This window comes from Methylopila sp. 73B (genome assembly GCF_000526315.1).
Lineage (GTDB): Bacteria > Pseudomonadota > Alphaproteobacteria > Rhizobiales > Methylopilaceae > Methylopila.
Genome location: NZ_JAFV01000001.1, coordinates 3,616,712 through 3,629,207 on the forward strand (window position 1 = coordinate 3,616,712; position 12,496 = coordinate 3,629,207).

A 12,496-nucleotide genomic window follows, 5' to 3' on the forward strand; every position below is an offset into this window, starting at 1 on the left:
AACGCAAACGGCGCGTCTCCCGCCTGGGCGACGCGCCGTTCGACGAAGGTCGGAGAGACTGACGGGGGCTACAGCGCTCGACCTACGCGGGCCCCGCGCTCGTCCGGCGCAAACGCGGCGACGAGGTCGCGGGCGACGGCTTCCTGGGCGAGGCGGGCGTCGCGCACCACCTCGCTCATGCCGAAGAACTCGTGGGTGACGCCCTCGAAATCGACGGCGTTGACGGCGACCCCGGCGGCGCGAAGCTTCTCCGCCAGCGCCTGCCCCTCCCAGCGCAGCGGGTCGATCTCGGCGGTGATCAGCGTCGTCGGCGGCAGTCCGCGGAGGTCCGCCCGGCCGACGAGGTCGAGCCGCGGATCCTCCTGCGCCAGCGCGTCCGCCAGGGCGTGGCCGACGCACCAGCCCATCATCGCCTTGTTGAGCGGGCGCGCGTGCTCGTTGATCTGGTAGGACGGCGTCTCCATGTCGACGCCCGCGACGGGGGTGATCAGCACCTGGTGCGTCGGGAGCGGCAGCCCCTGGTCGCGGGCGGCGATCGCGACGTTGATCGCGAGGTTGCCGCCGGCGCTCTCGCCCATGACGGCGATCCGCGACGGGTCGCCGCCGAGCGCCTCCGCCTCCTCGATCACCCAGCGATAGGCTTCGATCGCGTCGTCGTGGGCGGCGGGGAATTTGTGCTCCGGCGCGAGGCGGTAGTGCGCGGAGACCACGACCGCGCCGGTGCGCGCCGCGATCGCGCGCGGCGTCGCGTCGTAGGCGTCGAGGTCGGCGAACACCCAGCCGCCGCCGTGGAAATACAGCACGATCGGGCGGGGCGTCCCGTCGCCGAAGGTCCGGTAGATCCGGGCCGGCAGGTCGCCCTCGGCGCCGGGGTAGCGCACGTCGCTGGAGACGACGCCGTCGTGCGCGGTTTCGAGCCCGGTCTTTTCGATCAGCGCCTTGACGGCGTCCGACGGCGTCGGCTGCCGACGCGCGGCTTCGGGCGTCAGGTCTTCGATCGGCTCCGGCGCCAGCGCGCGAAGCTCCTCCAGCACGCGGCTCATGTCGAGGTCGGCGCGCGCGACGGGATCGCCGCGCACCGAGCCGAGGAAACGCGCGACCTTCTCTCCGACGCTCGGCCCATCGAGCGACTGTCCGCTTTCGAAAATCGACATGGCGTTCTCTCCTCGCATGTCTTGCGACGGCGGCGACGCCTTCTCGACGCGTCTGAGGGCCGCGGTCGTGCGGGCAGAGCTTACGCGCTTGGCCTTCGATGAAAAGACACGATTAAGCGTGCGGCCTGGAACGGTTGTCGTAAGGTCCGTTCCGGACTGATGTCTACCGCCCCGGCGCGGCGGCGGGTTGGGCGGCGACGCGCTTGGCGAATTCGGCGTCGAGGCGCTTGGCGAGCACGTCGTAGTTCTCGTCGAAGTGGTGGCCGCCGGGCTCCTCGATGCGCGAGGCCTTCGGGAACACGTCGGTCGCGCAGGCGACGTCGTTGTCGGCCTCCTCGAGCTCCTCCTTGCCGTAGACGCAGAGGACGCGGTCCATTGGAAGGCCGGCCGAGGCCTTCACCACGTCGTGGGCGCCGGTCCCGACGCCGAGCCAGCCGGAGACGCTGACCTCGAAGTCCGCCGTCTTGGAGAGGCCGAGCAGCGCGATCAGGCGAACGCTGTCGCGCACCTGCTTGGACAGTCTCTGCCAGGCGAAGGGCAGCACGTCGGCGCCGAAGGAGTAGCCCGCGAGGAGGACGTTCTTCGCCTTCCACTCCGGGGCGTAGCGCCCGAGGATCGCCTCGAGGTCGTCGCCAAGCTCGCGCGGGGTCTTCTCGTTCCAGAAGTAGCGCAGGGTGTCGACGCCGACGACCCCGTAGCCCTCGTTCTGGAAGAAGCCGGCGATGGTCTTGTCGAGGTCCCGCCAGCCGCCGTCGCCGGCGTAAATCACCACGAGGCCCTTCACGGTCGGCTGGGTCGGCGGATAAAGCACCAGCGGCAGCGCGTTGACGGCGTCGGGGTCGCCGCCGCCGATGTCGAGCGCCGCGTCGAACGCCGCCTGGGTCAGGTCGGAGCCGGCGGGCGCCTCCACCACGTCGCCGTTCGGCAACGGCTCGACGAAATCCTTGATCTTCTGGGGCGCCGGTCCTGCGGTGAGCACCCGCCACTCGCCCTGCAGGCCGTCCGTCGAGTCCGGCTCGCCGATCATGAACTCGCCGTTCGCAAGCGTTTCGGTCTTCGGCCCGTCGCAGAGCGGCTTGGTCAGCGGCGCGGAGCCCGAGAATCCGATCGAGACGCCGCCGGCGAACATGTTGGGCGGGGCCTGGACCAGCATGGCGTAGACAATATCCGCGCCGCGGCCGGACCCCAGCAGGACGGGGAAGCGGTAGGTCTTGATCCCGAGCTCCTTGCCGGCGAGGCGGGTGTACTCCTCGATGTCGCCCGGCATGTAGAAGCAGTCGTCGGTCTCCTTGGCGAGGCCGGCGAGGTAGCGCTTCAGGTCGACGCCGACGACGAGCGCGCCCTGGGTCGCGAGCGCGTCGGCGTCCGACTGGAGCTTCGGCGTCCAGCCGTCGAGGTCGGAGATCATCACCACGATCGCCGAGGGCTCGTCGGCGGGGCCGACGACCGGAATGGCGTCGAGCGTCTCGTTCTTCACCGTCGCGCGCCGGAGATCGTCGGCGCGGGCGGGGCCGACGACGGCGAGGCAGGCCAGCGCGAGGGCGAGGAGGGTCGCGAGACGCGTCACGCCGCGGTTTCCTTGGCTGCGGGCCGCGGGGCGGTCGTCGCGGCGGCGCGCTTGGGCGCGCCTCCGATCAGGGCGGTGACGTCGATCAGAATCTGGGGCAACACCCAGCCGCCGGGGCAGGCAAGGTAGCGCGGCTCCCACACCGGGTTGAACTTGGACTTGTAGGTCCTTAGGCCCTCGAAATTGTAGAAGTTGTCGCCGTAGCGGAACAGGAAGGCGCCGACGCGGTTCCAGGTCGGTCCGAGCGGGTGGTCCGTCAGTCCGGACAGCGGCGCCATGCCGAGGTTGAACCAGCGGTAGCCGTCGGCCTTGGCGCGCAGCATCAGCCGCACGAACAGCGCGTCCATCACGCCCTTCGGCGCGTCGGGGGCGTAGCGCATCAGGTCGACGGTCGCCTCCTCCTTGTTCGCGCCGTACCACATGTTGGCGAAGGCCACGATCCGGCCCTCGTGGCGCACCACCGCCATGTCGAAGTGGCTGAGGTAGTCCTCCGACCAGAAGCCGAGCGAAAAGCCCTTTTCGCCCGCCTTCTTCGAGGTCATCCAGGCGTCCGACACCGCCTTGAACTCGGGGTAGAGCGCGCGCGCCTCGTCCCGCGGGACGATCACGACGTCGATGCCGTCCTTGGTCGCCTTGCGGTCGACGTAGCGCCATTCGTAGCCCGCCTTGCCTTCGAGCGTGAAGGCGGCGAGATCGACCCGCGCCTCCTCGCCGAGCTTCAGCAGGGAGAGGCCGAGATCGAGGTAGCTCGGCAGGCGCGCCACGCTCGCCTGGTAGAACACCGGCCAGCCGCTGTGCTGGTCCGCGAGCTCCCGGAACGCCCAGACCAGCTCCGAAACGCGCTCGGCGGGGCCGACCGGATCGCCCATGGCGACCCAGCTCCGGCCCTGCACCTGGTACATGATGAAGGCGTCGCCGGTGTCGGAGAACAGGAACCGCTTGTCGCCGAGGAAGGCGAGGTTGGCGTCGGCGCGGGCGCTCGTCGCGACGATCGCCGCGAGGCGCTCCGCCGGTTCGCCCGCGCCCGCCTTCGGCGTCGATTGGCGATGGAGCAGCGCGTGCAGGCCGATCGCGAGCGCCGCCACGCAGGCGGCGAGCGAGGCCCGGAGGAAGCGCGGGGCGTCGCCGCGGTAGGCGAAATCCCACCAGAGGTCGTTCGAGTACTCGACGTTGCGGTAGGCGAAGAAGCCGAGCCAGATCGAGCCCGCCAGCACGATCGCGACCGCCGCGAGCCATGCGGGGGCGAGATCCTGGCTCCAGAGCGAGGCGCGGCGGTAGAAGGCGCGGCGGTTGACGGTGAGCAGCGCCAGCACGCCGCCGAGCACCAGCGCCTCCTCCACGTCCACGCCCTTGATCAGGGAGAACACGAGGCCCGCCGAGAGCAGCACCTGCGCGACGCGGTAGGCGCTGTCGAGCCGTCGCAGCAGCCCGCGCGCCACCACGAGCAGCACCACGCCGACCACGCTCGCGAGCAGATGCGAGCCCTCGACGAAGGGCAGGGGCACGATCCCGCGGATCAGGTGGAGGCGGTCGGTCTCGGCCGGCAGCGCGCCGGAGACCAGCAGGACGATGCCGCCGAGGAACACCGCGGCGCCCAGCACGATCGGCGCAACCGGCCGCATGACCACCGCGAGCATGGCGCCCGCGCGCTGGAAATGGCCCTTGCGGCGGGCGAGCTCCGAGGCGCCGAGCAGGCAGAGCGCGATGGTGAAGGGGATGAGGTAGTAGACGACGCGCCAGAGCAGCAGGCTCGCCAGCACGGCGTCGGCCGGCAGGTTGGGCAGCGCCAGCAGCACGGTCGCCTCGATGACGCCGGCGCCGCCGGGCGCATGGCTCAGCATGCCGAGCGTCATCGCCACCACGAACAGGGCGGCGAAGGTGGGGAAGGCGATGACCGCGTCGGCCGGCAGCAGCACCCAGAGGGCGAAGGCGGCGCCGAGCAGGTCGACGAGGCCGATCACGATCTGCGCCGCGGTCGACTTCACGCCCGGCAGCGCGAGGCGGTAGCCCTCGACGGTGACGGCGCGCTCGCGGCGGCCGATCCAGATGAGATAGGCGACGAGCGCGAGGATGATCGCGATCCCGATCGCCATATTCAGGCTGGGCGACATGCCGTCGAGCCGGGCGACGTCCTGCGCCTCGGTGACGAGGCCGAGCGCGAGCGTGAAGAAGATCCCGAGCCAGAGCGTCAGCGCCGAGATCGCGGTGATCGCCGCGACCTCCGCCGCCCCGAGCCCCGCCCCGGCGTAGATCCGGTAGCGCACGGCGCCCGCGACCACGATCTGGAAGCCGATGGTGTAGCTCAGCGCGTAGCCGGTGAAGGAGGCGAGCGCCGCCACGGGGTAGCCGACGTCCCGCCGCTTGATGTGGACGATGCCGAACCAGTCGTAGCCGGTGAGCGCGACATAGCTCGCCGCGGTGGCCGCGAGGGCGATCCCAAGCGTGCTCCAGGGCTTCGCGGCGATGGCCGCGCGCACGTCGTCAAGCTTCACCTCCTCCACGAGGCCGTGCAGGACATAGAGCACGATGCTGAACAGCACGACCGAGGCGATCGCGCCGACCGTGCGCCACGGCACGGTGGCCGCCCAGGCGCGCAGCTTGGGGAAGCCGAGCGGGGGCGTCTCGGGAGCGGGGGCCGTCTCGTTGGGTCGGGACATATCAGCCGTGAGCAGATGTCATTGGGCGCCGCGAGACGCAAGTCGGACGCGTTCGGAAACGCGCGGGAGACAAGCCCTCGAACACGGCGGACATAGGGCGGTTCTTAACCCGATTGCGATACGAGAGATTGCGGATGCCGCCGAGGGGCGGCGAAAGCCGTGCAAAATCTCCGGCCGCCGTGGCGCCGGAGCCGCAACGCGGAGGATGCGCATGACGCTCGCCAGCATGCCTCGGTCCGATGGCGCAAGACGGGCTCCGGCCGGCGATCTGCCGCCGCTCGCCGTGGACGTCGACGGCACGCTGGTGCGCGGCGACCTGCTGGCGGAGTCGGCGCTCGCCTATCTGCGCGGCAATCCGCTCCGCATCGTCTTTCTCGTGCTGTGGCTCGCGCAGGGCCGCGCGGTGCTCAAGCGGCGGCTCGCCGAACGCGTCGACCTCGACGTCGACGGCCTGCCGCTGAACGAGGAGCTGCTCGCCTTCATCGAGGCCGAGCACGCCCGCGGCCGCCAGATCCATCTCGCCACCGCCTCCGACGCCATGGTGGCGGCCAAGCTCGCCCGCCGCTTCCGCTTCGTCGACGGCGTGATCGCGAGCGACGGCGCCACCAACCTCAAGGGCGAGGCCAAGGCGCGCGTGCTCGCGAGCCGCTTCCCCGGCGGCTTCGCCTACGCCGGCGACCACCGCGCGGATCTCGCGGTCTGGCGCGCCGCCGCCGAGAGCGTCATCGTCGAGGCGAAGCCCGGCGTGCGGAAGGCCGCCGAGGCGATCCGCCCGCCGCTCGCCGTGCTGCCCCGCCCCAAGCTCGGAGCCAGGACCGTGCTCAAGGCCGCCCGGGTCCATCAATGGGCCAAGAACGCGCTCGTCTTCGTGCCGCTGGTGCTCGGCGGCAAGGCGCTCGACCTGGTCGCCTGGAGCGAGGCGCTGATCGGCTTCGTGCTGCTCGGCGTGCTCGCCTCCGGCACCTACCTGCTGAACGACCTCTGGGACATCGAGGACGACCGCAAGCACTGGTCGAAGAAAAACCGCGCCTTCGCCAGCGGCCGCCTGCCGATCGCGGCGGGCCTCGTCGCGGCGCCGCTCGCGATCGTCGCGGCGCTCGTCGGCGGCGCGTTGATGGGCGGCGCCGTGTTTGCGAGCCTCGCGGCCTACCTCGTGGTGACGCTCGCCTACTCGTTCCGGCTGAAGCGGCTCGCGGTGGTGGACGTGTTCACCCTGGCCGCGCTGTTCACGCTGCGGCTCGTCATCGGCGTCGCGCTGGTCGCGGTGCCGCCGTCGCCGTGGCTCCTGGTGTTCTCGATGTTCATCTTCGCCTCGCTGTCCTTCGCCAAGCGCCACACCGAGATGGCGCGCGTGGCGCAGGCGGGCGCGGCCAAGGCGAGCGGTCGCGGTTACGTCGCCGCCGACGTGCCCTTCCTGATCGCCATGGGCACCGCCACCGGCATGTCCGCGGTGCTCGTCATGGTGCTCTACATCTTCAACGAGGCGTTCCCGGCCGGCATGTACAAGACCCCGGCGGCGCTCTGGGTGTTCCCAAGCGTGCTGTTCCTGTGGCTCGGGCGGATCTGGGTGCTGTCCGGCCGCGACGAACTGCACGACGACCCCGTCGCCTTCGCGGTCAGGGACAAGGCGAGCATAGCGCTCGGGGCCATCATGGCGCTCGCCTTCGTCGCCGCGGTCGCGCCCCACGGCCGGCTGTGGTGAGGGCGCCATGGACAGCCTCGTCGCCGCGCTTCCTCCCGCCCTCCGCGCCCGCATGAGCCCCGCGGAGCTCCGCCGCATCGGCCGCTTCCTGCTCGCGGGCGGCTTCGCGGCCTTCGTGAACTGGGCGGCCCGTTTCCCGCTGAACGAGATCATGCCGTTCTCCGCCGCGGTGCTCGTCGCCTACGGCGTCGGCATGGTGGTCGGCTTCTTCCTCTACCGCCTGTTCGTGTTCGAGGCCCACGGCGGCGACGCCCGCTCCCAGCTCTGGAAGTTCATCCTCGTCAACGCCGTCGGCGCGGTCGAGGTGTGGCTGCTGGCGCTCGCCTTCGTGCACTGGCTGGCGCCCGCGGTCGGCTGGACGCTTTGGGTCGAGCCCATCGCCCACGCCGCCGCCATCGGCATCGGCGCCGCGACCAGCTACGTCGGCCACCGCCTGCTGACGTTCCGCGGCATCGGGTGAGGGCTTGGGCCTTCCCCCCTCCCCCTTGCGGGGGGGGGCGGGGGTGGGGGTGGTCCCGGGTGGATCGCCGAAGGCGCCATCGCGTTCGAGGCGCCTCACGCGCGTCAGCCGGCGCGTTGTGGTCTGCGCCACCCCTAACCCCTCCCCGCAAGGGGGAGGGGGACAGAGGCGCCCGCGCGCCTGAACGGCTCGCGCTCGAAAGCGTCACCCGCCGAGATAGGCCGCCCGCACATGCGGGTCGGCGATGAGGTCGGCGCCTTTGCCGGACATGGCGATGCGGCCGGCCTCCAGCAGGTAGGCGTGGTCGCAGAGCTCAAGCGCCGCGAAGGCGTTCTGCTCGACGAGCAGCACCGTCACGCCGGCGTTCCGCACCGCGCCGATGATCGAGAACATCTGCTCCACGATGTTGGGCGCGAGCCCGAGCGAGGGCTCGTCGAACAGCACCAAGCGCGGCTTCGCCATCAGCGCGCGGCCAATGGCGAGCATCTGCTGCTCGCCGCCCGACAGCGTGCCCGCCATCTGCGCGCGCCGATCGTGTAGGCGCGGAAAGTCGCCGTAGATGCGGTCGAGGTCGGCGCGCACGCCGGCCGCGTCGCGGCGGAGGTAGGCCCCCATCGCGAGGTTGTCCGCGACCGTCATGTGCGCGAACACCCGCCGCCCCTCCGGGCAGTGCGACACCCCGAGCCGCAGCATCGCGCGCGGGTCGGCCCTGGTCACGTCCTCGCCGTCGAGGCGGATCGCGCCCGCGCGCGCCGGGACGAGCCCCGAGATCGCGCGCAGCGTGGTGGACTTGCCGGCGCCGTTCGCGCCGACAAGCGCGACCAGCTGGCCCTGGCCCACGGTGAAGGACACGCCCTTCAGCGCGGAGACCTGGCCGTAGCCGCAGACGAGGTCCTCAATCTCGAGCATCAGCCCTGCGCCTCCCCCGCCAGTTCCCGGGCCGCGCCGCCCTTGCCGAGATAGGCCTCGATCACCGCCGGGTCGGCGCGGATCGCAGCAGGCCCGCCTTCGGCGATCAGCCGCCCGTAGTTCAGGCAGACGATGCGGTCGGAGACCTCCATGACCATCGGCATGTCGTGCTCCACCAGCAGGATGGTGACGCCCTCGTCGCGGATGCGGCGGATGAGGCGCACGAAGACCTGCGTCTCCGAGGCGTTCATGCCGGAGACCGGCTCGTCCAGCAGCAGCATGGTCGGCTCGGTCGCGAGCGCGAGCGCGACGCCCACGAGCCGCTGTTCGCCATAGGCGAGCGAGCCGGCGAGCTCGTCCGCGCGGGAGGCCAGGCCCACCAGATCAAGGATCTCGCGCGCCCGGACCCGCAGGCGGGCCTCGTCGGCGCGGCGCCGCGCCGGCGCGACGCGGTCGAGCAGCGGAGGCTCGGCGTGGCGGTGCAGGCCGATCAGCACGTTGTCGAACACGGTGTCGGCGGCGAACACGCTGGTGCGCTGGAACGTCCGGGCGAGGCCGGCGCGCGAAATCTCGTGGGGCTTCAGCCGCGACAGGTCCTCGCCCTTGAACAGCACCCGCCCCTGCGAGGGCTTGAGGAAGCCCGTCATGACATTGAACGCCGTGGTCTTGCCCGCGCCGTTCGGCCCGATCAGGCTGACGATCTCGCCCTCGGCCACGTCGAAGTGCAGGTCGGCGATGGCGACGAGGCCGCCGAAGCGCACGCCGACATGGTCGATCCGGAGGATGGGGCCTGCGCTCATGACGAGGCCCTCGCGGTTTCGGGCTTGGGCGCCGCGGGCGCGCGCTTCGGAAGCGCCAGCGCGGCGAGCGCCGGGGCGATGCCGCGCGGCATGACGAACAGGATGACGATCAGCGTCGCGCCGTAGACGATCCACTGCGCCTCGGGCGCCATCACGGGCCTGAGCGCCACCGGCAGCAGGCCGAAGATCAGGCCGCCGATCACGGGGCCGATCAGCGTGCCCTTGCCGCCCGCCACCACCATGATGACCATGGTCACCGTGTAGGAGAACAGGAACACGTCGGGGTCGATGATGCGGATGTAGTGGGCGTAGAGGCTGCCGGCGGCGCCCGCCATCGCGGCGGAGACGGTGGCGGCGATGGTGAGCGTGCGGGTGGCGTCGACACCGACGGAGAGCGCCAGCGGCTCGTTCTCCTTCAGCCCGCGCATGGCGCGGCCGAAGCGGGAGCCGACGAGGCGCGCGATCAGCAGGTAGCTCAGCGTCGCGACGCCAAGCACCAGGTAGTAGTTCTGGATCTTCGTCCTGAAGGTCATCTCGCCGAGGCCGGGGAGGCCCAGCGTCATGAACGGGATTGAGGTCAGCGCAAGCGGGCCTTGCGTCAGCTCGATCCAGTTCAGCGCGACCAGCCGGACGACCTCCGCGAACGAGATCGTCACGATCACGAAGTAGGCCCCGCGCACCCGGAACGAGAGCCGGCCCACGACGTAGCCGCAGAGCCCGGCGATCAGCACGGCGAGCAGGAAGCCGGCCGCCGGCGGCCAGCCCTCGTGGGTGACGCGCAGGCCGAAGGGCAGGCCGACGTCGAAGCCGAGCGAGGTCAGCGCGCTGACGTAGGCGCCGATGCCGAAGAAGGCGATGTGGCCGAGGCTGAGCTGGCCGGTGTAGCCGAGCAGCAGGTTCAGGCTCATGGCGCCGATGGTGAAGATGCCGGTCGTGATCAGCGCGTTGAGGAGATAGGGGTCCTTGAGCCCGAGCGGCAGCAGGGCGAGGACGACGAGCAGGGCGAGCGGGAGAATCCGGGTCATCCGATGCGCTCCGCGCGGGCGAACAGGCCGGTCGGCTTCACCAGCAGCACCGCGATGATGATCAGGAAGCCCATCGCGTCGCGGTAGCCGGAGGAGACGTAGCCGGCGCCGAACTCCTCCGCGAGCGCCAGCGCGAAGCCGCCGATGGTGGCGCCCGTGATCGAGCCGAGGCCGCCGAGGATGACGATGGCGAAGGCCTTCACGGCCGCGAGGTCGCCCATCTGCGGGAACACCACGTAGACCGGCCCCAGCAGAGCGCCGGCGGCGGCGGCGAGGCTCGAGCCCAGCGCGAAGGTCGCGGTGTAGATCAGCGAGACGTTGACGCCCATCAGCGCCGCGGTGTCGTGGTCCTGGAAGGTAGCGCGCATGGCGCGGCCGAGCCGGGTGCCGTTGATCAGCGCGTAGGCCGAGACGATCAGCGTCAGCGCGGCCAGGAAGACGAAGATGCGCAGCCACGACACCGAGGCGCCGAGGATCTGCAGCGGCGCGTCGGGGAACGGCGAGGGCACCGCCTTGGCGACGCCGCCGAAGGTCCAGAGCGCGCCGGACTGCAGCACGATGCCCGCGCCGATCATGACCAGCATGGTGGTGTCGATGTCCGCGCCCCGGAGCGGCCGCAGCAGCGTGAACTCGATCAGCGCGCCGAGCGCGAGGCCGGCGACCACAGCGACCGGCAGCGCCACGAAGAAGTTCATCCCGAGGCCGACGGCCGCGATGTACATGGCGTAGGCGCCGACGGTGTAGAGCGCGCCGTGGGTGAAGTTCACCACGTTCATGATGCCGAAGATCAGCGTGAGGCCGATCCCCAGCAGCGCGTAGGTGCCGCCGAGCACGAGCGCGTTGACGAGGTGTTGCAGCAGTTGGTCCACGGGGCGTCTCCGGTCGGGAGGCTTTGGGGCATGCGGGGGGCGAGGCCCCTCACCCGGCGCTTCGCGTCGACCTCTCCCCGGACGGGGAGAGGTGCGCTGCGACGCCGTTCAGGCGCTTGGAGCCGGGCGCGGGCCTTCACCTCTCCCCGGCGGGAAGGGTCGGGGGCGTCAGTCCTCCGGGTGAGGGGGCGCCCGGCCGGGGCTTCCAGCTACAGCGTGACTTCGCTGACCGCGCCGTCGGCGATCTTGATGAGGTAGACGGTGGGCTTGCTCTGGCCGCTCTCCTTGCCCTCGGGGCCGGACTTGGCGAAGGCGATCGGGCCGTTGAGGCCGGTCATCTTCACGTCCCAGAAGGCCTTGGTGATCGCGGCGGGCTCGGCCGAACCGGCCTTCTCGATGGCGGCGGCGATGGAGCGGATGCCGTCGTAGCCGCGGAAGCTCTCGGTCGCGCCGGCGAACTGATGTCCGCGGGCCTTCCATTCGCCGAGGAAGTATTTCGTCGCCGCCGGGTCCGGGGTCTTCTCGGGCGCCCAGGGCAGGAAGGTGGTGAGGTGCATGGTGCCCTCCGCCGCCGCGCCCGCCTGCGCGATGATCTGGTCGGGGTTCTGCGAGCCGCCGGTGGTGATGACGCGCTTCTTGATGCCGAGCGCCGCCATCTGCTTGAACAGCAGCGTCAGCTGGTCGACCGAGGTCGTCATCATGATGGTGTCGGCGTCGGAGCTCTTCAGCTTGGAGAGCTGGGCGCTCATGTCCTGCGCCGCCTGGTCCATGGTCTCCGTCAGCCCGACCTCGACGCCTTCCGCCTTCAGCATCTTCGAGAAGTCGCCGGCCGCGCCGCGGCCCCAGTCGTTGTTGATGACGAGGAAGTCGACCTTCTTCAGCCCGATCTTCTTGACCATCGGCGCGAAGGACGCGGCCTCGAGCGCCGACGGCGGCGAGATGCGGAACACGAAGGGGTTGCCCGACGTGGTGATCTTGCCGGAGGAGGAGGTCTCCACCAGCATCGGCACCTCGTACTCCTCGAGCTTCGGCATGACGGCGAGCGTCAGGCTGGAGCCCCAGGCGCCCATCAGCACCGGCGTCTTGTCGCTGGTGATGAGCTTCTCCGCGACCGCGGCCGCTTCGGTCGGGTTCGACTTGTTGTCCTCGATCACGAGCTCGATCTTCTTGCCGAGCACGCCGCCCTTGGCGTTGATCTCGTCCGCCGCGATCTTGGCGCCGTTGACGACGTAGGTGCCGGAGGCGGCGAAGGCGCCCGTCAGCGGCTCGTTGACGCCGATCTTGATGGTGTCGGCGGCGAAGGCCGGGCCCGCCATCAGCGCGAGGGTCAATGCGGCAAGCGAGGCAAGGCGT

10 protein-coding genes are annotated in these 12,496 nt (G+C 70.9%); 2 read left to right on the top strand and 8 right to left on the bottom strand.

Features of this window, described 5'->3' with window-relative positions; translation table 11 throughout:
• Positions 1-68 precede the first annotated feature (68 nt).
• The 3 genes from K244_RS0117300 to mprF form a co-directional block, all read right to left on the bottom strand.
• Positions 69-1,154, bottom strand: a complete 1,086-nt coding sequence (locus K244_RS0117300) for an alpha/beta hydrolase (RefSeq protein WP_020187549.1) — start codon at positions 1,152-1,154, stop codon at positions 69-71.
• 163 nt (positions 1,155-1,317) lie between these two features.
• The gene (locus K244_RS22165; RefSeq protein WP_020187550.1) at positions 1,318-2,721 is read right to left on the bottom strand and encodes an AcvB/VirJ family lysyl-phosphatidylglycerol hydrolase; all 1,404 of its coding nucleotides are present in this window, start codon (positions 2,719-2,721) and stop codon (positions 1,318-1,320) included.
• Positions 2,718-5,378: a bifunctional lysylphosphatidylglycerol flippase/synthetase MprF gene (gene mprF, locus K244_RS0117310; RefSeq protein WP_020187551.1), complete on the bottom strand. Its 2,661-nt coding sequence runs from the start codon at positions 5,376-5,378 to the stop codon at positions 2,718-2,720. Before mprF ends, K244_RS22165 begins: the two co-directional genes overlap by 4 nt.
• Before the next feature lie 211 nt (positions 5,379-5,589).
• On the opposite strand from mprF, the gene K244_RS0117315 reads away from it, so the two are divergent.
• Together K244_RS0117315 and K244_RS0117320 are read left to right on the top strand one after the other, a co-directional pair.
• On the top strand, positions 5,590-7,080 hold the full coding sequence (locus K244_RS0117315; protein WP_020187552.1) for a UbiA family prenyltransferase: 1,491 nt from the start codon (positions 5,590-5,592) through the stop codon (positions 7,078-7,080).
• A gap of 7 nt (positions 7,081-7,087) precedes the next feature.
• Positions 7,088-7,540, top strand: coding sequence for a GtrA family protein (locus tag K244_RS0117320; protein ID WP_020187553.1), 453 nt, complete (start codon positions 7,088-7,090; stop codon positions 7,538-7,540).
• 204 nt (positions 7,541-7,744) lie between these two features.
• Here the strand turns inward: K244_RS0117320 and K244_RS0117325 are convergent, their stop codons facing one another.
• The 5 genes from K244_RS0117325 to K244_RS0117345 all read right to left on the bottom strand — a co-directional run bounded on the left by K244_RS0117325 (position 7,745) and on the right by K244_RS0117345 (position 12,459).
• Positions 7,745-8,449: an ABC transporter ATP-binding protein gene (locus tag K244_RS0117325; protein ID WP_020187554.1), complete on the bottom strand. Its 705-nt coding sequence runs from the start codon at positions 8,447-8,449 to the stop codon at positions 7,745-7,747.
• Positions 8,449-9,249, bottom strand: coding sequence for an ABC transporter ATP-binding protein (locus K244_RS0117330; protein WP_020187555.1), 801 nt, complete (start codon positions 9,247-9,249; stop codon positions 8,449-8,451). Before K244_RS0117330 ends, K244_RS0117325 begins: the two co-directional genes overlap by 1 nt.
• On the bottom strand, positions 9,246-10,274 hold the full coding sequence (locus tag K244_RS0117335; RefSeq protein WP_020187556.1) for a branched-chain amino acid ABC transporter permease: 1,029 nt from the start codon (positions 10,272-10,274) through the stop codon (positions 9,246-9,248). The genes K244_RS0117330 and K244_RS0117335 overlap by 4 nt, the downstream gene beginning before the upstream one ends.
• The gene (locus tag K244_RS0117340; protein WP_020187557.1) at positions 10,271-11,143 is read right to left on the bottom strand and encodes a branched-chain amino acid ABC transporter permease; all 873 of its coding nucleotides are present in this window, start codon (positions 11,141-11,143) and stop codon (positions 10,271-10,273) included. Before K244_RS0117340 ends, K244_RS0117335 begins: the two co-directional genes overlap by 4 nt.
• Before the next feature lie 209 nt (positions 11,144-11,352).
• Positions 11,353-12,459, bottom strand: coding sequence for an ABC transporter substrate-binding protein (locus K244_RS0117345; RefSeq protein WP_245259825.1), 1,107 nt, complete (start codon positions 12,457-12,459; stop codon positions 11,353-11,355).
• Between the last annotated feature and the right edge of the window lie 37 nt (positions 12,460-12,496).

What these genes read in the sequence shown, in the direction of transcription:
- mprF (WP_020187551.1), bottom strand. Translation starts at nt 5,378, where the DNA reads ATGTCCCGACCCAACGAGACGGCCCCCGCTCCCGAGACGCCCCCGCTC.
- K244_RS0117315 (WP_020187552.1), top strand. Translation starts at nt 5,590, where the DNA reads ATGACGCTCGCCAGCATGCCTCGGTCCGATGGCGCAAGACGGGCTCCG.
- K244_RS0117330 (WP_020187555.1), bottom strand. Translation starts at nt 9,249, where the DNA reads ATGAGCGCAGGCCCCATCCTCCGGATCGACCATGTCGGCGTGCGCTTC.
- K244_RS0117300 (WP_020187549.1), bottom strand. Translation starts at nt 1,154, where the DNA reads ATGTCGATTTTCGAAAGCGGACAGTCGCTCGATGGGCCGAGCGTCGGA.
- K244_RS0117335 (WP_020187556.1), bottom strand. Translation starts at nt 10,274, where the DNA reads ATGACCCGGATTCTCCCGCTCGCCCTGCTCGTCGTCCTCGCCCTGCTG.
- K244_RS0117345 (WP_245259825.1), bottom strand. Translation starts at nt 12,459, where the DNA reads ATGGCGGGCCCGGCCTTCGCCGCCGACACCATCAAGATCGGCGTCAAC.
- K244_RS0117325 (WP_020187554.1), bottom strand. Translation starts at nt 8,449, where the DNA reads ATGCTCGAGATTGAGGACCTCGTCTGCGGCTACGGCCAGGTCTCCGCG.
- K244_RS0117320 (WP_020187553.1), top strand. Translation starts at nt 7,088, where the DNA reads ATGGACAGCCTCGTCGCCGCGCTTCCTCCCGCCCTCCGCGCCCGCATG.